The sequence below is a fragment of the Xenorhabdus japonica genome (assembly GCF_900115195.1).
In the GTDB taxonomy this organism is placed as follows: Bacteria; Pseudomonadota; Gammaproteobacteria; order Enterobacterales; family Enterobacteriaceae; genus Xenorhabdus; species Xenorhabdus japonica.
Genome location: NZ_FOVO01000013.1, coordinates 1 through 21738, shown reverse-complemented (window position 1 = coordinate 21738; position 21738 = coordinate 1). Strand labels below are relative to the sequence as shown.

At 41.1% G+C, this 21738-nt stretch carries 19 protein-coding genes and 9 tRNA genes; 13 read left to right on the top strand and 15 right to left on the bottom strand.

Annotation, left to right across the window (positions count from 1 at the left end; all coding sequences use genetic code 11):
- The first annotated feature begins 7 nt into the window (after nucleotides 1–7).
- Complete coding sequence (gene cysA, locus BM135_RS06980; protein ID WP_092519060.1) at nucleotides 8–1099, top strand: sulfate/thiosulfate ABC transporter ATP-binding protein CysA; 1092 nt, start codon at nucleotides 8–10, stop codon at nucleotides 1097–1099.
- 134 nt (nucleotides 1100–1233) lie between these two features.
- Nucleotides 1234–2115 (top strand): cysteine synthase CysM, encoded by an 882-nt coding sequence (cysM, locus tag BM135_RS06975; protein WP_092519059.1) that lies wholly within the window; start codon nucleotides 1234–1236, stop codon nucleotides 2113–2115.
- A gap of 186 nt (nucleotides 2116–2301) precedes the next feature.
- Here cysM and crr read toward each other — a convergent pair whose 3' ends face one another.
- The 5 genes from crr to cysZ all read right to left on the bottom strand — a co-directional run bounded on the left by crr (nucleotide 2302) and on the right by cysZ (nucleotide 7544).
- Complete coding sequence (crr, locus tag BM135_RS06970; protein ID WP_092519058.1) at nucleotides 2302–2811, bottom strand: PTS glucose transporter subunit IIA; 510 nt, start codon at nucleotides 2809–2811, stop codon at nucleotides 2302–2304.
- A gap of 47 nt (nucleotides 2812–2858) precedes the next feature.
- Nucleotides 2859–4586: a phosphoenolpyruvate-protein phosphotransferase PtsI gene (ptsI, locus tag BM135_RS06965; RefSeq protein ID WP_092519057.1), complete on the bottom strand. Its 1728-nt coding sequence runs from the start codon at nucleotides 4584–4586 to the stop codon at nucleotides 2859–2861.
- Between the two features lie 127 nt (nucleotides 4587–4713).
- Nucleotides 4714–4971: a phosphocarrier protein Hpr gene (ptsH, locus tag BM135_RS06960; protein ID WP_092519056.1), complete on the bottom strand. Its 258-nt coding sequence runs from the start codon at nucleotides 4969–4971 to the stop codon at nucleotides 4714–4716.
- A gap of 613 nt (nucleotides 4972–5584) precedes the next feature.
- Complete coding sequence (gene cysK / locus BM135_RS06955; RefSeq protein ID WP_092519055.1) at nucleotides 5585–6538, bottom strand: cysteine synthase A; 954 nt, start codon at nucleotides 6536–6538, stop codon at nucleotides 5585–5587.
- A 229-nt stretch (nucleotides 6539–6767) separates the two neighbouring features.
- Nucleotides 6768–7544 carry a sulfate transporter CysZ gene (gene cysZ, locus BM135_RS06950; protein ID WP_092519054.1) on the bottom strand — a complete coding sequence of 259 codons (777 nt, stop codon included), beginning with the start codon at nucleotides 7542–7544 and terminating at the stop codon, nucleotides 6768–6770.
- A 220-nt stretch (nucleotides 7545–7764) separates the two neighbouring features.
- Between cysZ and zipA the strand changes: the two genes are divergently transcribed.
- The 4 genes from zipA (at nucleotide 7765) to BM135_RS06930 (ending at nucleotide 12478) form a co-directional block, all read left to right on the top strand.
- Nucleotides 7765–8712 (top strand): cell division protein ZipA, encoded by a 948-nt coding sequence (gene zipA, locus BM135_RS06945; protein WP_175486003.1) that lies wholly within the window; start codon nucleotides 7765–7767, stop codon nucleotides 8710–8712.
- Nucleotides 8713–8771: 59 nt separating this feature from the next.
- The gene (gene ligA, locus BM135_RS06940; RefSeq protein WP_092519053.1) at nucleotides 8772–10790 is read left to right on the top strand and encodes an NAD-dependent DNA ligase LigA; all 2019 of its coding nucleotides are present in this window, start codon (nucleotides 8772–8774) and stop codon (nucleotides 10788–10790) included.
- Between the two features lie 170 nt (nucleotides 10791–10960).
- Nucleotides 10961–12151 (top strand): NupC/NupG family nucleoside CNT transporter, encoded by a 1191-nt coding sequence (locus tag BM135_RS06935; RefSeq protein WP_092519052.1) that lies wholly within the window; start codon nucleotides 10961–10963, stop codon nucleotides 12149–12151.
- 111 nt (nucleotides 12152–12262) lie between these two features.
- Entirely contained in the window at nucleotides 12263–12478 is a 216-nt protein-coding gene (locus BM135_RS06930; RefSeq protein WP_092519051.1) for a DUF3820 family protein, read from the top strand.
- Nucleotides 12479–12716: 238 nt separating this feature from the next.
- On the opposite strand, the gene BM135_RS06925 is transcribed toward BM135_RS06930, so the two are convergent.
- From BM135_RS06925 to gltX, 4 genes are all read right to left on the bottom strand, one after another.
- Complete coding sequence (locus BM135_RS06925) at nucleotides 12717–14063, bottom strand: MATE family efflux transporter (RefSeq protein ID WP_092519050.1); 1347 nt, start codon at nucleotides 14061–14063, stop codon at nucleotides 12717–12719.
- Nucleotides 14064–14526: 463 nt separating this feature from the next.
- A tRNA-Ala gene (locus BM135_RS06920) sits at nucleotides 14527–14602 on the bottom strand.
- Nucleotides 14603–14658: 56 nt separating this feature from the next.
- Nucleotides 14659–14734, bottom strand: a tRNA-Ala gene (locus BM135_RS06915).
- Nucleotides 14735–14948: 214 nt separating this feature from the next.
- Nucleotides 14949–16379 (bottom strand): glutamate--tRNA ligase, encoded by a 1431-nt coding sequence (gene gltX, locus BM135_RS06910; protein ID WP_092519049.1) that lies wholly within the window; start codon nucleotides 16377–16379, stop codon nucleotides 14949–14951.
- Between the two features lie 264 nt (nucleotides 16380–16643).
- Here gltX and BM135_RS06905 point away from each other — a divergent pair.
- The 7 genes from BM135_RS06905 to BM135_RS06875 all read left to right on the top strand — a co-directional run bounded on the left by BM135_RS06905 (nucleotide 16644) and on the right by BM135_RS06875 (nucleotide 17380).
- A tRNA-Val gene (locus tag BM135_RS06905) sits at nucleotides 16644–16719 on the top strand.
- A gap of 35 nt (nucleotides 16720–16754) precedes the next feature.
- Nucleotides 16755–16830: transfer RNA gene (locus BM135_RS06900), tRNA-Val, on the top strand.
- Nucleotides 16831–16873: 43 nt separating this feature from the next.
- Nucleotides 16874–16949, top strand: a tRNA-Val gene (locus tag BM135_RS06895).
- A 45-nt stretch (nucleotides 16950–16994) separates the two neighbouring features.
- Nucleotides 16995–17070, top strand: a tRNA-Lys gene (locus tag BM135_RS06890).
- 30 nt (nucleotides 17071–17100) lie between these two features.
- Nucleotides 17101–17176: transfer RNA gene (locus BM135_RS06885), tRNA-Lys, on the top strand.
- Between the two features lie 30 nt (nucleotides 17177–17206).
- Nucleotides 17207–17282: transfer RNA gene (locus BM135_RS06880), tRNA-Lys, on the top strand.
- Nucleotides 17283–17304: 22 nt separating this feature from the next.
- Nucleotides 17305–17380 (top strand) — tRNA-Val (locus BM135_RS06875).
- 139 nt (nucleotides 17381–17519) lie between these two features.
- On the opposite strand, the gene BM135_RS06870 is transcribed toward BM135_RS06875, so the two are convergent.
- From BM135_RS06870 to BM135_RS06850, 6 genes are all read right to left on the bottom strand, one after another.
- Entirely contained in the window at nucleotides 17520–18119 is a 600-nt protein-coding gene (locus tag BM135_RS06870; RefSeq protein ID WP_092519048.1) for an L-fuculose-phosphate aldolase, read from the bottom strand.
- A gap of 21 nt (nucleotides 18120–18140) precedes the next feature.
- Nucleotides 18141–18923, bottom strand: a complete 783-nt coding sequence (mtnA, locus tag BM135_RS06865; protein WP_245737314.1) for an S-methyl-5-thioribose-1-phosphate isomerase — start codon at nucleotides 18921–18923, stop codon at nucleotides 18141–18143.
- A gap of 3 nt (nucleotides 18924–18926) precedes the next feature.
- Nucleotides 18927–19241, bottom strand: a complete 315-nt coding sequence (locus BM135_RS17320; protein WP_245737313.1) for a translation initiation factor eIF-2B alpha/beta/delta subunit family protein — start codon at nucleotides 19239–19241, stop codon at nucleotides 18927–18929.
- A 9-nt stretch (nucleotides 19242–19250) separates the two neighbouring features.
- The gene (gene mtnK / locus BM135_RS06860; RefSeq protein ID WP_092519047.1) at nucleotides 19251–20516 is read right to left on the bottom strand and encodes an S-methyl-5-thioribose kinase; all 1266 of its coding nucleotides are present in this window, start codon (nucleotides 20514–20516) and stop codon (nucleotides 19251–19253) included.
- Nucleotides 20517–20657: 141 nt separating this feature from the next.
- Entirely contained in the window at nucleotides 20658–21029 is a 372-nt protein-coding gene (locus BM135_RS06855) for a YkgJ family cysteine cluster protein (protein WP_092519046.1), read from the bottom strand.
- Between the two features lie 250 nt (nucleotides 21030–21279).
- Nucleotides 21280–21654: a glycosyltransferase family 9 protein gene (locus BM135_RS06850; protein WP_092519045.1), complete on the bottom strand. Its 375-nt coding sequence runs from the start codon at nucleotides 21652–21654 to the stop codon at nucleotides 21280–21282.
- Nucleotides 21655–21738 lie beyond the last annotated feature (84 nt).

Genomic DNA, 21738 nt, shown 5'->3' with positions numbered 1-21738 from the left:
GTGAGGTATGAGTATTGAAATCAATAAAATCAGTAAATCTTTTGGTCGATCTCAGATACTGAATGAAATTTCACTGGATATTGAATCCGGTGAGATGATAGCTCTGCTCGGCCCATCGGGTTCAGGAAAAACGACATTGTTGAGGATCATCGCGGGGCTTGAGCAGCAGAGTACAGGCCAGTTGAAATTTCACGGGCAGGATGTCAGCCGATTACATGCACAAGATCGGCGTGTCGGGTTTGTATTCCAGCACTATGCCTTATTTCGCCATATGACGGTATTTGATAACGTGGCTTTTGGCCTGTCAGTATTTCCCCGTCGCCAGCGTCCCAGCGCTGAAGTATTGCGTCGCAAGGTCATGACATTACTGGAGATGGTGCAACTTTCCCATTTGGCAGAACGTTATCCGTCGCAGCTTTCTGGTGGGCAAAAACAGCGTGTGGCATTAGCAAGGGCATTGGCCGTTGAGCCACAGATCCTTTTGTTGGATGAGCCTTTTGGCGCATTGGATGCTCAAGTACGTATGGAATTGCGTCGTTGGTTACGTCAGCTTCATGAAGAATTGAAATTTACCAGTATATTTGTCACCCATGATCAGGAAGAAGCAATGGAAGTGGCTGACAGAGTGGTGCTGATGAATCAGGGGCGTATTGAACAGGTCAGCACTCCTCAGCAAGTATGGCATGAGCCGGAAAGCCGTTTCGTCCTTGAATTTATGGGTGAAATAAACAAACTGAATGGTGAAATTAAAGGCTCCCAACTTTGGATAGGTGGGAAAGTTTTTCCATTGGATATCACCCCACTGCATCAAGGCAATGTTGATGTCTTTTTTCGCCCTTGGGATATGACACTGAGTACCAAGCAAACAGCTTCCTGTCCTTTGCCAGTGCAAATCGTGGAAGTCAATCCGCGCGGTCATTTTTCACTATTATATGTTCAGCCGATAGGATGGGGTGATGATGAATACCTGTCAGTGATTTGGCAAGATAATTCATCCATTCCGGACAGGGGAAATCGCTATTTTATTGGGGGCACTGGTGCTCGATTATATGCAGGTGAGTTGTCATTAAAGATTTTGCAATTTGCTGAATCTGCCTGATCTAATTAACCTGTAAATTTAAATCCCTATTTCCTGTTATGCAAGAAAGCAGGGATTTTTTTGCTTAATATCTTGCTACAGTTTATCTAATATGATTATTTGGTTATCCATTCTCATATGAATTAGGTAATGCTGTGGCAAGCTTGGAAGAATTGATAGGTAATACACCGCTGGTAAAATTACAGCGAATTACAGAAAGTATTGATGCGGAAATTTGGGTGAAGCTGGAAGGCAATAACCCAGCGGGTTCCGTGAAAGACAGGGCTGCACTTTCTATGATCAAACAAGCGGAATTGCGCGGAGAAATTGCTCCGGGCGATGTTCTGATCGAAGCAACAAGTGGCAATACCGGTATTGCACTGGCGATGATCGCGGCAGTAAAAGGATATCGTCTAAAATTATTGATGCCTGAAAATATGAGCCTTGAGAGACAGGCATCAATGCAAGCTTACGGCGCTGAATTAATTTTGGTCAGTAAAGAATTGGGAATAGAAGGTGCGCGGGATCTGGCACAAGAAATGGAGAAAAATGGAGAAGGAAAAGTTCTGGATCAATTTAATAATACAGATAATTCACTGGCACACTTCAAGAGCACTGGCCCAGAAATCTGGCGGCAAACACAAGGACGGATTACGCATTTTGTTTCCAGCATGGGCACCACAGGCACAGTGACAGGTGTGAGTCGCTATCTGAAATCTCAGTCAGACAAAGTGAAAGTTACCGGATTGCAACCTACAGAAAATAGCCATATTCCCGGCATTCGCCGTTGGTCTCCAGTCTATATGCCCGGTATTTATCAAAAAGAGCTAGTAGATCAGATCTTGGACATTACCCAGACAGAAGCGGAAGCTACAATGCGTTTATTGGCGCAAAAGGAAGGCATTTTCTGCGGTGTCAGCTCAGGTGGAGCCGTTTCCGGCGCATTACGTATTGCGGCCGAAAATCCAGGTTCAGTTATTGTAGCGATTATTTGTGATCGTGGTGACAGGTACTTGTCTACTGGGGTATTTAATTAGTATTCCTTTCATTTTTTACATATTAAATTTTGTTGGTATTTGACTTATCTATAAAAAACCGCCCTGTTTTATCAGACATTCTACTGCCCAGCCTGATAAAACAGTGGCGATTCACAAATAGCTCATCAATTAAAATGAATCGTCTAACAGAAAAAGAGGGAAATATCCCCTCAATGATTTTTTCTGTTATTTCTTGATTCGCATGATGACAGATTCACCTACAATAACTGATCCACTTACTTTAGTTAACTCTTTAATTTCGTCCATGTTAGAAATAACAACAGGAGTTAAGGTTGATTTAGCTCTTTCTTCCAAAAATGCCAGATCAAACTCTAAAACCAAATCGCCTTTTTGTACCCGCTGACCTTCTTCGGCAATGCGTTTAAAGCCTTTACCTTTCAGTTCAACGGTATCAATACCAAAATGGACAAATAGCTCAATGCCACTATCTGATTCGATAGAAAAAGCATGGTTAGTTTCGAAGATTTTACCAATGGTGCCATCAACAGGAGCAACAATTTTGTTACCGGTTGGTTTAATGGCAATACCATCACCAACGATTTTTTCGGCAAAAACAACATCCGGAACATCTTCGATATTGACTATCTCACCTGACAATGGGGCGATAATTTCAATACTGCCGCTGTTTTTTTTATCGTCTGAAACCAGAGATTTTAATTTATCAAGCAGACCCATAAATCTTCTCCTAATTGTTTTAATGGGACCGTATTCCGGCTAATTTTTTAGCAGAGTGTTTTTTCTCTGGTAAAGGTATCAACCAAATCCATCAATTCCTGTGCGGTTGGCTGAGTTAGTGCTTGTTCTGCCAGCGCTTTTGCATCATCGTAAGTCGTATTACGGATGATCTTCTTAATGCGTGGAATCGATATTGCACTCATACTGAACTCATCCAACCCCATGCCTAAGAGCAACAGCGTAGCGCGTTCATCGCCGGCCAATTCTCCACACATGCCAGTCCATTTACCTTCCGCGTGTGAGGCATCAATAACCTGCTTGATGAGGCTCAGTACTGCTGGTGACATTGGGTTGTAAAGATGAGAAATCAGCTCATTACCACGGTCTACCGCAAGAGTATACTGAGTTAGATCGTTTGTCCCAATACTAAAAAAGTCAACTTCTTTTGCAAGATGTTTAGCAATGGTTGCCGCAGCAGGTGTTTCCACCATGATGCCGACTTCAATCGATTCATCAAATACCTTGTTTTCATTGCATAGCTGCTCTTTCAGTAACGTAAGCTCGACTTTCAATTCCCGTATTTCTTCAACTGAAATAATCATTGGGAACATAATGCGAAGTTTACCAAATGCAGAAGCTCTCAGGATAGCACGTAATTGAGAATGTAAGATTTCTTTACGGTCAAGACAAATACGGATCGCACGCCAGCCGAGGAATGGATTTTCTTCTTTTGGCAGATTCATGTAAGGCAGATCTTTATCTCCACCAATGTCCATCGTCCGAATCATGATGGCTTGATTACCAACAGCTTCCGCAACTGCTTTGTAGGCTTCAAATTGTTCGTCTTCAGTTGGCAGGGAATCGCGATCCATAAACAGAAATTCAGTACGGTATAAGCCGACACCTTCAGCACCATTGCGTTCAGCACCCAGGACATCACGCACCGTACCGATATTAGCGCAAACTTCAACTTGGTGACCATCCAATGTGATGGCCGGTAAGTCTTTCAGTTTCGCCAGTTCGGATTTTTCTGTCAGATACTCACTTTTCGCGGTTTTCAGTTTCTCGATTTCGCTATCGGATGGATTCACATAAATGTGGTTATTGACCGCATCCAGAATCAGATAACTGCCGTTTTTGATTTGCTTGGTCGCGTTGGTTGTACCAACAATGGCGGGTAATTCCAAAGAGCGAGCCATGATGGACGTGTGGGAAGTTCGACCGCCAAGATCAGTGATGAAACCGAGGACTTTGTCCAGATTGAGTTGTGCGGTTTCTGAAGGGGTTAGATCATTGGCAACCAAAATAGCTTCTTCTTCAATGGAACCTAAGTCGATAATTGGCATATCCAGAATATTTTTCAGCAAGCGCTTGCCAATATCACGGACATCGGCAGCTCGCTCTTTCAAATATTCATCATCCAGTTCTTCCAGCGCCTTGGCCTGATCTTCAATCACGGAATAAACAGCTGCATCTGCTGATGCCAGATTTTTCTTAATAAGGGTGATAATTTCTTGCTCTAGCTCTTCATCTTCCAGCAACATAATATGGCCTTCGAAGATTTCGGCCTTCTCTGCACCTAGATTTTTTTCGGCTGTTTTTCTAATTATTTCTAATTGTGCGGAAGATTTGTCTCGGCCTTGCTTAAAGCGGGAAATTTCTTGTTCGACTTGTTCAGGAATAATTTTTTTCTGATTGATAATGATGGGATCTTCTTTCAGTAATAGCGCTTTACCGAAAGCAATTCCTGGTGATACTAAGATACCTGAAATCATATTATATGACCTTACTGCGGATAATTACCTTTCATTAAGCCTTCAGAGAGAACCCTCTGAATATCCCCCGGATTAATAAACCCCGGGGATGAACTGAATGAATAGACTGGCTTGATCGAGCGGACGATTATTCCAATTCGCCCATCAATTTAACTAAATGCTCAACAGCCTGTTGCTCATCTTCGCCTTCAGCAGTAATCGTTACGACTGTACCTTGAGTCAATCCCAGCGTTTGCAGTTTAAACAGGCTTTTTGCGCTAGCAGACTTGCCTCCAGAAGTTAGTGTGATGTCGGAAGAAAAGCCTTTTGCTTCTTTGACAAATTGTGCCGCAGGGCGAGTGTGGAGGCCATTTGGTGCAGTAATGGTAACTTCTTGCTGGAACATAGTATTTCCTCAATAACTTAAATGTTCGTTGATAAGCTAAGAGAATTCTAAAATTAGTGTATACCCTTTGTCTTTCAAATCGAGCTTTGCTGGCTATGCTCACTCATCCCGGCTACATAGTTAACGACCACATAGTTAACGACCACATAGTTAACAACCACATAGTTATTAGCTATGCTCTCGGGGATTCGTTTCCTTGCCGTCGCGCTGTAACTCGAAATCCATTGGGGATAGTTGAATTCGCTTCGACTTGTACAACTATTAAAATGATAATGATATAAAGCGTATTCCCTTCGACTCTCAAGTTATTGTTTTGTTAACTGTCACTCGAAATTTATTGGGCCTGTAATAATCATTATCCAAAAATTAACATATTTGATGCATTCAATTGTTGATTTGGTGTTAATACACACTATCTGAGTAATGGTTGAATTGAATAACCTTTCTACTGCCTGCTTGGCGATTAATTTCGTGCATCAAAATAATTACTGGTTAAATACTAAAGCTACTTGAATAAATCATCTAGGAAAGTTTTAAACTTTGATCTGATGCACAAAAAAGCACCCTTGAAGTGCTTTTTTGTCAATGTAGTGAAAATCCTATAGAGCAACTTTCAATCATTATGTAGATCAGTAAATAACACTGTACTCAGATAACGTTCGGCCGAAGAAGGTAGAATTACTACGATATTTTTGTCCTTGTATTCATCCTCTTGGGATATTTTGATGGCAGCCGCAACAGCAGCACCTGAAGAAATGCCAGAAAGAATTCCTTCTTTTTCAGTAACTTTTCGTGCTATTTGAATCGCTTCTTCATTGCTGATTTTAAATACACGGTCAACTAATGTTAAATCTAAGTTATCAGGAATGAACCCAGCGCCGATTCCCTGAATTTTATGTGGGCCTGGTTTCAGTTCTTCACCTGCCAATTTTTGACTGATAACAGGTGAATCTTCTGGTTCTACCGCGACAATAGTCACTTGTTTACCACGTGTATTTTTCAAGTAACGGGCAACACCAGTGATTGTACCGCCAGTTCCTACACCAGCAACGAAAACATCTACATTACCATCAGTATCTTCCCAAATTTCAGGGCCAGTAGTTTTTTCATGAATTTCTGGATTGGCTGGATTGCTGAATTGTTGCAGGAGGATAAAACGGTCAGGATTGCTATCCCGAATTTCGTTAGCTTTATCAATAGCACCTTTCATGCCTTTCGCGCCTTCGGTCAGCACTAAATTTGCGCCCAGTGCTTTCAGTAACTTACGACGCTCAAGGCTCATCGTTTCAGGCATGGTTAATGTCAGCTTATAACCACGGGCAGCAGCAACATAGGCCAGCGCAATCCCTGTATTGCCACTAGTTGGCTCAATAAGTTCTTTATCTTGGGTCAGGATGCCTCGTTTTTCAGCATCCCAAATCATATTGGCACCAATGCGGCATTTTACACTGAAGCTGGGGTTACGAGATTCTATTTTTGCCAAGATGCGACCATTTGCGAAATTCTTTAAACGCACTAGCGGAGTGTGACCAATAGTCAACGAATTATCTTCATAAATTTTGCTCATTGTTCGATAGCCCCTAAAATACCGTAAATACTGATTAACCATACGCTAACATCTTATTTATGGAAATAAGGTTTCAATCTATTCTTATTCTATAAAAGAATATTTGATAGCTATTTTATATTATTTTGATTATTTAAGATTAGTGTAACTTTTTAGGTACAGCCCCTGATATATTTATGCTTATCAAGGGCTTTGTTGTCGTTGGCGAAAGCAGTCAACAAAAACTAAATTAGCTTGATGAGCTGTGATCCAGGGCATGCTGAGCACGGTAGCGATCAACCCACATCGCTGTCGCTCCGCAAACAGCAACGGGCATAATGAACAGATTCACAATAGGGATCATGGTCAGTACACTTACTGTCGCGCCGAATTGAAGGTTATCTATTTTGTCTTGGCGCAAGCTATTGCGCATGGTGGTGAAACTGACTTTATGGTTATCAAACGGATAATCACAGTATTGGATCGCCAGCATCCAGGCACTGAAAATAAACCAAAGGATAGGGGCGATGGTTTGGCCTATTACCGGAATGAAATAAAGTAGCAATAGGACAAATGCACGAGGAATATAGTAAAGAATTTTTACTACTTCACGTTTAAAAATACGGGGAGTATCTTTGAGTAAGTCCATAACGCCAGCATCTGGTGCTGGAGTGCCTGTTAGATCGGCTTCCAGTTTTTCTGCCAGCAATCCATTAAATGGTGAAGCGATAAAATTAGCAAGTGTGCTGAAAAAATAGGTAAAAACCAATAAAATGGAGATAAGCGCAAGTGGCCAAATTAAATAGCTTAACCATTGCATCCAATCTGGTATTTTATCGAGAGTCCATTGTATCCAGCCATCCAGTTTATGATATAGCCACCAAAATGAACCACCTAGCAATAAGATATTGGCCAATAACGGTAATAAAACGAATCGCTTAATGCCAGGGCGGGTTATCAGTTGCCAACCTTGCACAATATAATGGAATCCATTCGGATGTTTTGGCAACTTTGTCGAATTCGTCATATTTTCTTATTCTCTCCTAGATGATTGAGACGGTATGATATAGGCAGGATTTTCTACTGACCAGTAGTTTTGTGGGTAAAAAACATCCGAAAAAACAGAGGAAATATCACTTTATGGTAAGAAAAGTAGGTAGAGACTTGCACTTGTCTTATTTGGCAAATACTCTTATCTAAAGAATATTCCGCCGTGGTGGCAATTAATTTAAACAACAGAGATAGCAATGATGCAGGATTTGCGTCTGATATTAATCGTTGTTGGTGCGATAGCCATAATAGCTTTGCTATTACATGGGTTGTGGACCAGCCGTAAAGAGCGTTCATCACTCTTTCGTGATCGCCCAGTTAAACGTCATAAACAGGGGCGTCAGGAGGAGTCAGGGGGTAATGATGGCGATGAACTGTTTGATAATATGCCAAAATCGAATGTTCAGGAATCGGCAAAACCGCTTACTGAACAGCGTGCTGAGCCAGTTATCAAACGTCGTGCGCCTGAATCGTCATCAGTAACGCCTGATGATGGTTTGGATCCTTTACTTGCAAGGCATCAATCTGATGTAGCCGCAACCAAAGGGAAGGGTGTCGATGATCAACAGGAAGAACCGCAGCTTGGGTTGTTCGATCTGGTTGAATCCGCTGAATTAAAAGAAGCCGGGATAGCGGAGTCAGGCTCTAAAGCTGTGACAGAGCAGTTAAAAACAGAAGAAAGTACAGAAGAAAGTAAGGTGCTTTCTGAATCTGAGCATAGCCAGAAAGAAACAGTGTTGGTATTGCATGTTGCCGCTCATCATGGGCAGGAACTGAATGGTGAAGTCTTGTTGCAAAGCATTTTGCAGGCAGGCTTCCGGTTTGGTGACATGAATATCTTCCATCGTTACTTGAATCCATCAGGTAGCGGCGCTGTGTTGTTCAGTTTAGCTAACATGGTAAAACCTGGCTCATTTGATCCAGACCAAATGACAGATTTCACTACTCCAGGGATCTCCATGTTTATGCTTGTGCCTTCATATGGTGATTCCAATCAGAATTTTAAACTGATGTTGCAGGCCGCCCAGCGAATCGCTGCTGATGTAGGAGGCGTAGTTCTGGATGGTGAACGCAAAATGCTTACACCACAGATGATTGAACTCTATAAAGCGCGTATCCGCAATACGCTCAACGTCGGTGAATAACCCCTCTTTTTAGTATCAGCCCCCGCTAGTCGGGGGTTTTTCATCTCTGGTGAGAAGTCATGGAAAATATTATTCAAAAAATCAACGAATTAAGAACAACACTACGTCATCATGAATATTTGTATCATGTTATGGATGCGCCAGAGATCCCTGATGCAGAATATGATCGTTTGATGCGGGAATTAAAAGCACTGGAAGAGCAACATCCAGTGCTGATTACCACTGATTCCCCTACCCAACGCGTGGGTGCAGCACCATTAACGACGTTTGAGCAGGTACGCCATGTGATCCCGATGTTGTCTCTGGATAACGTGTTTGATGAAGAAAGTTATCTTGCCTTTGACAAGCGTGTTCGTGACCGTCTGAAAGACAGTCAGGATTTGGTATTTTGTTGCGAACTAAAACTTGATGGCTTGGCGGTCAGTTTGCTGTATGAAAATGGGGAGTTGGTACAGGCTGCAACCCGAGGCGATGGGACAACGGGGGAAAATATTACCGCCAATGTCCGTACCATTTGCGCCATTCCCTTGCGCTTGAAAGGAGACAATATTCCTGTCCGCGTTGAAATTCGTGGTGAAGTTTTCATAAAACAAGGCGGATTTGAAAAACTCAACGAAGAAGCGCGCCGTACAGGAAATAAAGTATTCGCTAATCCCCGCAATGCGGCTGCCGGATCATTACGTCAACTTGACCCTCGCATTACTGCCAAACGCCCACTGACTTTCTATTGCTATGGTGTCGGTGTTCTGGAGGGAGGAGAGTTATCGGCAAGTCACTACGAACGTCTGATGCAATTCAAGCAGTGGGGGTTGCCTGTCAGTGACAAAATGAAGTTATGTCAGGGTACTCAGCAGGTGATGGATTTTTACCATGACATTGAACAGCAACGTTCGACGCTGGGCTTTGATATTGATGGGGTTGTAATCAAAGTCGACTCCCTCGAATTACAAGAAAGACTGGGTTTTGTTGCCAGAGCACCACGTTGGTCGACAGCTTTCAAATTTCCGGCTCAAGAACAGATGACTATCGTCCGTGATGTTGAGTTTCAGGTAGGACGTACTGGTGCCATTACTCCGGTTGCTCGTTTAGAGCCTGTATTGGTGGCCGGAGTGACAGTAAGTAATGCCACACTGCACAACGCAGATGAAATTGAACGTTTGGGGCTGCGCATTGGTGATACTGTGGTTATTCGCCGTGCTGGAGATGTTATTCCACAGGTGGTGGGTGTTGTTTATGAAAGCAGGCCAGCAGAAACTCAGGAGGTGATTTTCCCTGAACATTGTCCGGTTTGTGGTTCAGATATAGGACGTGTCGAAGGAGAAGCCGTTGCTCGCTGTACAGGAGGCTTATTTTGTGGAGCACAGCGCAAAGAAGCGCTGAAACATTTTGTTTCCCGTCGTGCCATGGATGTTGATGGCATGGGCGAAAAAATTATTGAGCAGCTTGTGGATAAAGAGTATGTCAAAACACCGGCTGATCTTTTCCGTCTGACTGCCGGAAAATTAACGGGTCTTGAACGAATGGGGCCTAAATCTGCACAAAATGTCATTACTGCCTTGGATAAATCTAAGAAAACCACCTTCGCCCGTTTTATTTACTCTTTGGGCATTCGTGAAGTCGGCGAAGCGACAGCCGCCAATCTGGTTTCTCATTTTGGTACATTGGAAAAATTGCGTGCAGCAGATATTGAGGCTCTGATTGCGGTGCAGGATGTGGGAGGCGTTGTTGCCAGTCATGTCGTGAATTTCTTTAGTGAGCCGCATAATCAGGTAGTGATTGATGATTTGGTTGACAATATTGGTATTCACTGGGAATCGGTAGCAAGTCCAGGTTTGGATGAGGTCAACAGCCTATTTACCGGCAAGATAGTAGTTTTGACGGGGTCATTAAGCCGCCTGTCCCGAGATGAAGCCAAAGATAAACTGACAGCTTTGGGTGCCAAAGTCACCGGAAGCGTGTCTAAAAAAACAGATCTGGTTATTGCCGGTGAAGCAGCGGGCTCCAAGTTAGCTAAAGCCAATGAGTTGGGAATTGCTGTTATTGATGAAGAGGAAATGCTCCGTTTATTGGGGGAATAATGTGCGTTTCACTTAAGGGTATGATTATCAAAGTGTGATTGGGCTGGTTAAATAGAAATTTGCAACCATTTGAACAGTAAATAAATGTGATAATAATCAAAATTTTCTATTATGCATTCCATAAAATACAGTTATAAATTTGCACAACATGATGTTTGGAGCTTTTTATTATGTCTCATATTTTTCATTTTTTCCTCGCATTGATCGTAATTGGGGGCTTGGCGATTTTGGCGAGTAACAACCGGAAGCATATTAGGGTTCGTTATATTATTCAGTTGATTATAATTGAACTTTTTCTGGCATGGTTCTTCCTGAACTCTAACGCGGGTTTGGGGATAGTTAAAGGATTTGACAATTTATTTGTCCATCTATTGTCTTATGCGGCAGAAGGCACCAAATTTATTTTCGGTGGCATGATAGAAGCGAATTTGGCCTTTTTCTTCCTGAATGTATTGTGTCCAATTATCTTCATTTCTGCTTTGATTGGTATTTTGCAGCACTTCAATATATTGCCAATTATTATTCGTGCGATAGGTACAGTGTTGTCTAAAGTAAACGGCATGGGCAAACTGGAATCTTTCAACGCGGTTAGCTCATTAGTTCTGGGTCAATCAGAAAATTTCATTGCTTACAAAGACGCTCTGGGCAAAATGTCTGAGCGCCGGATGTATACAATGGCGGCAACAGCCATGTCCACAGTATCTATGTCTATCGTTGGTGCTTACATGACGATGCTGGATGCAAAATATGTGGTCGCGGCGCTGGTTCTCAATATGTTCAGCACCTTTATCATCTTATCGCTCATCAACCCTTACTCTATTGAGAGCGAAGAAGAAATCCAGATGAGCAACCTCCACGAGGGACAAAGCTTTTTTGAAATGCTAGGCGAATATATTCTGGCGGGTTTCAAAATTGCTTTAATTGTTGCTGCAATGCTGATTGGATTTATTGCTTTGATAGCGTGCATCAACGCAATTTTTCACTTGATATTTGGCATTACCTTCCAGGAATGCCTGGGGTATGTATTCTATCCGTTGGCATGGATCATTGGCATTCCAAGTGATGAAGCACTGAAAGTAGGCAGCATCATGGCGACGAAACTGGTTTCCAACGAGTTTGTAGCGATGCAGGGCATGCAAGAAATTGCAGCTCAACTGAGTGAGCGTTCGAAAGGTATTCTGTCAGTATTTTTGGTTTCCTTTGCTAACGTCTCATCCATCGGGATTATTGCAGGTGCCATTAAAGGATTGAATGAAAAACAGGGTAATACTGTTGCGCGTTTTGGCCTGAAACTGCTGTTTGGTTCAACGCTGGTGAGTTTCCTGTCCGCTGCAATTACAGGTCTGATTTTGAGCATCTAATTTTTCATCGTTAGATTTGATAAGAATAATTGAAAGTGGCATCTTGGCGGATGCCATTTTTTTATATAGAGATAGAGTTATCTTTTATCGCAAGGTAACGGAGCTGACATTATGAACAAAGAAAATTTGCTGGAAATAGCCAACACCGCTATGCCATTTGGTAAATATAAGGGGCGAATGCTGATTGATTTGCCGGAAGAATATTTACTTTGGTTTGCCCGCAAGGAGGAATTCCCTCAGGGTAAATTGGGTGTATTGATGAAAATGACCCTTGCGATAAAAATTGAAGGCTTGGATTCGCTGGTAAAACCGTTGAAGAAGCCCTGATAGATAAGGTTCTGATAGATAAAGAACAACACATGCTTTTCTATTCTTTACCACCAAATCAGTGACGTAAGTCCCACCGCCATTTCTTGAAGAACATTAATATATTGCGTAATTAATTGAAGTTATTTGTTTTTTAAATCATGATGGTGGTTATACAGCACAATAACGTAAAAAATTAAGAGCCCATCCTAATTTATCTACAATTTTAGCAGATACAGAGATAGGCTCTTGATGTAGTTTATTTTGCCAGTTTTTTAAATTTTGCTCTCAATATCATTGAGAGTGTCATCGCATTGACAAGTAAGCCTAAAACAAGACCGTACCAAAAACCAATCAGCCCCATTCTCTCAGTGATAATATCTGTCAGCCCTAAGATAAAACCTAGAGGAATTCCAATAAGCCAATAACCGAGAAGAGGAGCATAGAAAACTATTTTTGTTTCATGTAATCCTCGAAAAATACCAGATAATATAGCCTGAACAGCATCAAAAAAATGGAAAAGGCATAAAAATAATACGATCCCGATCGCTGTATTTATCACAAGAATGTCTTTTGTAGATAAGCTAATAATAAAATCAGCATATAAATAGAAAAGAGCACATAAGATAAAGGCTATTAATGAAACGACTCCAGATGCCATTATGCCAAAATTTAATATTGACTGATTATCTCTCTTAGCATTTAAGTAACTGATTTTTACTGTTGCAGCAGCGGAAAAACCTGCACTAACAGTAAACATTATAGAGGATATAATTAGCATGATATTATTAGCCGCAATATAAACAGGGCCTAGAGTAGCAATCCCAAATGCAATGATATCGATGAAAATCATTTCAATAAAGAGTGCCATCCCACTTGGAATACCGACTGCAAGTAATTGCTTGAATTTTTCATTGAATTTGATTGATAACTTAAACTTGTATTTTTTATATTCTTTTTTATACAAGAAATAGCCAACAAGTAAAATGGCGCTAAACGTATTGATAATTGATGTTGCTATGCCAGCTCCTATACCTCCCATTTCTGGCATACCAAATTTACCAAATATGAAAGCATAATTGACTGGTATATTAATGAGTAAAGCAAAACAGGAAATATACATTGCAGCTTTTGTGTCTTCGAGTCCTTGCAGTAGAGAACGAAATACATTGAATATCATCACGCTAGGCACACCAAATGCCATCGCAGTAATATAACCTTTTGTGATATTTACAACATCCTCATCAACACCAATAAGAGATAAAGCCTGCACTGCTGTTAATAGGAAGATAATAATGGGTATCGATAAAATGAATGAGGCAGAAATGTAGTTATTAATGCTCTCTTTAATTCCTTCGATATCATTATGAGATCTGTGCCTTGCTATATCAGCAGATAACATCATAATAACGCCGTGACCTAATACAAAGATAGGAAACCAAACGCTGCTTCCCAAAGATACAGCAGCCAGATCATTCGTTGAATAGTGACCTGACATTATAGCGTCAACTGCGCCCATAGCTGTTCTGGCAAGTTGAGTTATTATAACTGGACTTGATAATAAAAATAGATATTTCACTTCACTTAATAATGTTGTTCTTTGCATGGCTTTCCTTATTGGATTTTTTGTAAGTTACTCTGCCTAAATTTTAAAATAAGGGTAAATCAGTGAGGAAAAATTCAAGCTTTAATTGATTTGGAGGAATTCTGAAAAAATGATTAATGCTAAAAATAACTTTATTTTTGTAGTAAATAGAGACGTGATTTTTTATGTAGATCTAATGAAATATAACAAAATAAAAATAAATAAGCCAATAAAATCATCGCCATAAAATAGTAAATAATACAATTTCCTTATAGTTGTTCTTAAAAACATTGGCTATGCCTAATTTTTAAAATGTTAACTTAGTTTCCAACTTGTATCATAAGAAGAAATAAATCATGAGAAACAATTAATTATAAATCAATCTTTGAAAGAATAGTTGATACAGGCATAGATATAAACATGCATAGAGGCAAGAATATAAGAAAAATCCCTGAAAATTTGCGTCTTCAGGGATTCAGAATTTTGGTGGAGCTAAGCGGGATCGAACCGCTGACCTCTTGCATGCCATGCAAGCGCTCTCCCAGCTGAGCTATAGCCCCACAAATGTGGTTCAGGTTTTGAATGCCAAACACTAATGACTGGTTATACTAGTATTTGGTGGAGCTAAGCGGGATCGAACCGCTGACCTCTTGCATGCCATGCAAGCGCTCTCCCAGCTGAGCTATAGCCCCAAATCAAAATCCTGTGGAACGGGGCGAATCATATGAGACCCAGAGAATTCTGTCAATGGATTCATTTATATTCTCTGTGTAAGCGCTGGAAAAGCCATCAATGACCAATTTTGAGAGCAAAAAATAAAGGCACTGCAATAAATTGAGTGCCTTTATTATTCATATCATATGAATTGTGTGGCTTATTTATGAGCCATTATTCACAAATGACGATTTATTGTACTTCACGCTGAGCAATATAAGCCAGAGCCTTATCAATACGAGACAATGAACGTGTTTGGTTAACAGCATGAATTGTTACATCAACACTCGGAGACTGGCCTGCACCTGTTACAGCAACACGCAATGGCATACCTACTTTACCCATACCGACTTCCAGTTCATCAGCCGTCACCTGAATGGCGTGATGGATATTCTCAGGTGTCCATTCAGTAATCGCTACCAGTTTCGCACGGGCAACTTCCAATGGCTGGCGAGCAACAGGGCGCAGATGTTTCTTCGCAGCATCTGCATCAAACTCAGCAAATTCTTCATAGAAATAATGGCAAGATTCAGCCATTTCTTTCAGTGTCTTACAACGTTCACCCAGCAATTTGATCAAATCAACCAGCTCTGGGCCAGTACGAGTATCAATACCTTGCTGTTCAATATGCCATGCTAAATGCACAGCAACTTCTTCTGCCGGCAGGGTATTGATGTAATGATGGTTCAACCATTGCAGCTTTTCAGTGTTGAATGCACTGGCGGATTTGCTGATAGCATCAAGGCTGAACAATTCAGTCATTTCTTCAACGCTGAAAATTTCCTGATCGCCATGTGACCAACCCAGACGAACCAGATAGTTTAACAGCGCTTCTGGTAAATAACCATCATCACGATACTGCATTACGCTAACAGCGCCGTGGCGTTTGGACAGTTTTTTACCGTCGTCGCCGAGGATCATAGAAACGTGGGCATATTCTGGAACCGGTGCGCCGAGGGCTTTCAGGATGTTGATCTGACGTGGAGTATTGTTGATATGGTCTTCACCACGAATAACGTGGGTGATTTCCATATCCCAGTCATCAATGACAACACAGAAGTTATAGGTTGGTGAGCCGTCGGTACGGCGAATGATCAAATCATCCAGCTCTTGATTGCTGAATTCAATCGAGCCACGGATGCTGTCATTAAAAATGACGGAGCCTTCTTGTGGGTTACGGAAACGCACAACATGTGGTTTATCGTGATGCAGTTCATTATGATTATGCTGGCACTCGTTATCAAGGCATCGTCCGTCATAACGGGGTTTTTCACCATTTGCCATTTGAGTTTCACGCAGTTTTTCCAAACGCTCTTTGGAGCAATAGCAGCGGTAAGCTGTACCTTGCTCCAGCATTTCATCAATAACTTGGTTGTAACGGTCGAAACGTTTGGTCTGATAATAAGGGCCTTCATCCCAATTCAGATTTAACCAGTTCATACCGTCCATAATTGCATCGATGGCTTCTTGAGTGGAACGTTCAAGATCGGTGTCTTCAATACGAAGAACAAATTCACCTTTATTGTGGCGACTGTATAACCAAGAATAAAGAGCAGTACGCGCACCACCAACATGAAGGTAGCCAGTAGGACTTGGTGCAAAACGGGTTTTAATTTTACTCATCAGGAATTGCCTTAATTATCTCTTTTTAGAGTGCGTTTTGTATGATCAAAGTAACAATAATGGGGTTATTTTATCACTGCACTTCAATTCCTCAATGGCGTTAACGATAGGTTATTGAGAAAAGCCAAAATAAATTGGCCAAATGATACCATTGCGTGATTATAAATGTTTCATTCTGTTTAATTTTACGACGAATGATTGTTTTAGTAATAAAAAGCGTTGACTCACCTCGAACTATCCCTATAATGCGACTCCATCACGACGGGGCGATTAGCTCAGTTGGTAGAGCATCTCCCTTACAAGGAGGGGGTCATCAGTTCGAATCTGGTATCGCCCACCATATATCTCGTAGTGATAAAAAATGATTTTATGATTGGGCGATTAGCTCAGTTGGTAGAGCATCTCCCTTACAAGGAGGGGGTCATCAGTTCGAATCTGGTATCGCCCACCAATCATAAATCATGGTATTGATGTCGTTATAGTCATCATGAAGTGGGCGATTAGCTCAGTTGGTAGAGCATCTCCCTTACAAGGAGGGGGTCATCAGTTCGAATCTGGTATCGCCCACCACTTCATTTGGTTGTTTCGTAGCAATATCATATTGATATTTAGAATGGGTCGTTAGCTCAGTCGGTAGAGCAGTTGACTTTTAATCAATTGGTCGCAGGTTCGAATCCTGCACGACCCACCATTCAAATATCAAAATCAAAATTATCTAATTGGGTCGTTAGCTCAGTCGGTAGAGCAGTTGACTTTTAATCAATTGGTCGCAGGTTCGAATCCTGCACGACCCACCATTTAGATATAAAAATCAGAATTACCTAATCGGGTCGTTAGCTCAGTCGGTAGAGCAGTTGACTTTTAATCAATTGGTCGCAGGTTCGAATCCTGCACGACCCACCATCTAGGTATGAAGATATGAAGTGGGCGATTAGCTCAGTTGGTAGAGCATCTCCCTTACAAGGAGGGGGTCATCAGTTCGAATCTGGTATCGCCCACCACTTCATCTCAGAATTTCTTATATAGCATTTTCTTCCTCTAAAACCATACTCCATCAAAATTGTAAGATAATACGCCTCTGGATGTGATTTGCGGCTATTTTATCTTTAATCCATAATTTTTGAATTTTTCCAGAACCCGTTACATTTCTGCCGGAGGAAGTATTGGAACCGTTTCCATAATTGGAAGCACTTTTAAATAAAGTTGTGCCAATATTTCAATCTCATTTGCTAACCACAGTGCTTTTTCCAGATTAACTTCCATTGCAATCATTCCATGATGCTGCATCAGTAGTGCTTTACTGTACGAGATCCCTTTTTTCACACTGTCAGCTAATTCAGCTGTTCCGAAAGTGGAATAAGGAATGCAGGGAACGTGATCGGTTCCTGTAACAGCAATCATGTAGTGAATGGCAGGTATAGCATGATTGAGAATGGAAACTGCTGTTGCATTAACAGCATGGTTATGTACAACGGCATTAAGATCAGAACGTGCTTGATAGCAAGAGAGATGAAAATGCCATTCGCTTGAAGGCACTTTATTGGCTGCATACTCGCCTTGATTACTGACATAGACGATTTGTTCGGATGTTAGCTTTTCATAAGGTACCCCACTGGGGGTAATCAAAAAACCGTCTTGATAGCGGGCACTAATATTACCCGATGTTCCTTGATTCAATCCGAGCGTGTTCATTTTGAGGCAAGTTTCAATAATCTCTTGGGCGATTTGTTCTCTATTCATCATTGTTACCTTGAATAATAATTACGGTTTTCCATATAAATCAGGGAAAAGAACCCGTAATCCTTCCGCACTGGCATCGCAAATTCCACGTTCAGTGATCAGTCCGGTGATAAGTTCAGCAGGTGTAACATCAAAGGCATAATTCCCACAAGATGTTCCCTGTGGTGCTGTATTGACCCAACTTCGCGTACCTTCAGGTGTAATGCCATATACATGGGATTGCTCTTCGCCTGAACGCTGTTCAATAGGAATTTCTTTTACGCCGTCCCAGACAGTAAAATCTAGCGTAGGGGATGGCAGGGCAACATAAAAAGGTACCTGATTGGCTTTGGCTGCCAATGCTTTGAGGTACGTACCGATTTTATTGCATATATCACCCCGGGCGGTTGTCCGGTCTGTACCGACAATACAGAGATCCACTTTACCATGTTGCATCAAATGCCCTCCGGCATTATCAGCGATCAAAGTATGTGGTATGCCATGTGAACCTAATTCGAAAGCGGTTAATCCTCCTTGGTTACGTGGGCGGGTTTCATCAACCCAGACATGGACTTTGATTCCTGCATCATGCGCCATATAAATAGGAGCCAGCGCAGTTCCCCAGTCTACCGTTGCGAGCCAGCCAGCATTGCAATGAGTCAGGATATTGACTGCTTCACCTGTTGATTTGGTCTTTGCCATACTTTGGATTATTTTTAAGCCGTGCTCACCAATTTTGCGACAGAGTTCTACATCTTCATCTGCAATTTCATTGGCGATACGGTATGCGGTTTCTACACGTAACGAATGTTCTATATTTTCCAATATTCAATATGACCGATCCAATGCCCATTTTAAATTGATTGCTGTAGGGCGGGTTTTAACCAAAATATCGTAAGATTGCCGTAGATTCTCATCGCTACTTTCCTGATGCATTGCCAAAGCCATACCATATGCGGCAACAGAACCAATCAAAGGTGCTCCCCACACCCACATTTCTTTTATGGCTGTCTCTGCATCCTGTATAATGCGTAGTTGAATAGTTTGCACTTCAAAAGGGAGCTTGGTTTGATCGAAAATTTCGACGGTATGACCATCGTCAGCAAGCCAGACTGAACAGTAATGAATGCCATTAATTTTCATATCAACTTCTTAACACTGTGCAATATAACGTTTAATTAGCGAAAAATTGGGATAGTTTTCTCGATTGACTATCAATTCCCGCGCCAATTTCAGCGCCCGCTTTTCACAGATGGCGCGCTGGTTTTGATCTTCAATCTGCTTGAAATCGGCAACACCAGAAAATCCAACAATACGGCGATTGATTTCCAGACCAGCATAAGCAAGCGTGTCTTTAAATAAAGTAGATAGAAAGTCATCTTGTACTGTTTTTAAGAAGGATGCATCAAATGTACCTTGCTGATAAAGCACAACAGGATAAGCATCCCCAATCTCTTTCCCATTCCATAATTGACGAAAATGACGCTCAAATACTGACCAAGTTGTTTCTGCTTGCTCCAGAAGCCATGTTTGATAATCAACACATTGTGCATTATTTTCTCGTAGAGCTGGCTGAGCAAAGTAAGCCATCAATAAATTACCGATGTAGTTACCAATATCAAAAGCCATTGGCCCCATGAAACTGAATTCTGGGTCAATTACCTTGGTAGAATTTGGCGTCACCATGATTGAGCCGGAATGGAGATCACCATGTAGCAGGGCTTGTGCTTGCGTCATGAACTGATACTTATACTGCATGGCCACTTGAATGAGTGCTCGATCTTGCCAGATGGAGTAGATTTCGTCGTCAAGCTGAGGGGCTGTCCAGTTATTTCTCTCTGCGTTGAAATAAGGTTCAGTGAAAATCAGATCTTCAGTGATCTTGCAAAGTTCATGATTATTAGCGAAGCAGGCAGTGAGATTTTTTTTCTCTTTACCCGTTATTCCAATATCGGAAGTATGAAACAACGTATTCGCAAGGAAAATTCCAATATCTTCCGCGAGGTGAGGAAGTTTTTCTCCGGCAATAAGTCGCTTGCGTAGGATGATATGCTGAGACAAATACTCCATAGCAAAGAGAGACATCTTCTCATCATAAAAATAGACATCAGGAACATATTCTTTGGCGATTTTCTTTTCTTCTATCAGGGCATAATATTCAAAATGAGAACGAACAAGAGAAAGCGGCCATGATTCCCCTGCAGCCCGAACATAAGGCAGGGCTTGCTTCACGACAATCGTTTTTTCTTTTCCGGAGACAATAAATACTAAGTTGAGATTTCCATCACCCACTTCTTGAATTTGCCAAGTTTCAGGGAAACCGCCAAGTGAAATGGTTGTTGGTAAATTTTCAGCAAGATAGTGAGGTAAAGATTCGCAAGTTTGTGGGATATATCCTGTAGGGACATGAGCAGCCATTATTTTCATCCTGATAATTTTATGAAGGAACGTTCATAAACTGCACAGCGATAACTTATTCTGCTGTAATGGAATTTACATTTATTAACTATAGATATGCAAAAGTAAGGTGTCTGTGATGGAACTAACATTAACCATCAGTTATGTTTGAGGTTTTGGCAGAGGAGGAAGGTCGTAAGCTGCTCTGGCACGATCACAACTTTCATTATAATCGTCATTTTCCCAAGCTTGAGGAAATTCTCTACAAGGAGAGGGTCTTTTGTCATAGATGGCGCAGGAGACCGACTCACCAATTTCACCGCATAAATTGATACATCGGGGATAGGGTTCATTTGTTCCTTTCATGCAACGCATGAAATCATTTAATTTTTCTGTCATGGATATAGGAACTGTACCGCCACCATCCTCAGCTTCAGCCCAATAAAATGAAACACGAAAGTAGGCGCAGCAAGCACCACAGCTAATGCAGGCATTATCCTGTAACTTAGATTGAGAAGTTAACGTTTGGCTCATACCAGATGTCACTATCTGATGTTTAAGATATATACTTAGGTAAAATTACCTTATCCTCAAAAGGCTGCTTTCCAATAAAAAGCGAGTCTCTTTAAAAAGAGATTATGTTACCAAATTATATATTTCTTCAAGAAAAATTTATATTATTTGGATTCATTTGAAATTATTAAATAAATTACTCTTTATTGAAGTGTCGATTGGTAAGTTATAGTAATTATGGATTATTATCTCCTTAGGTATAAATTGTTTTTTAATTTTTAAGTAAGGAAAATATAGCTGGATAGACTGTATTTAAATCAATATTGTTAACATCATCAGGATCGTAAAATACAATACATTTATCTTCTGTAGCCAGTGGAGCCCAATTTTCAGGCATTGTTACACCGTAAAAGGCGATAAGCTTTTTTTGTAATGCAGCAGCTAAATGACAGATCCCACCATCACCGACAATAATCAATGTTATGCTGTTCAATAAAGTTAAAAAAAAATTTAGTGAGTCAGATATTACAACTTCACTATTTTTCCCTATACGTGCTCTTAAACCCTCGGCTAAAGGAATATTCTGTTTATATGAAGAAATAATAAATTTTGTCTCTGGATAATTATCTAGTATTCTTGGATTCACATATTAAGCGCAACACCGTAATGAACGAAGTAAATGAGTGGGTATTCCTTTAAATAACTCATTCGGTGTTTTGTAATCTCGTGT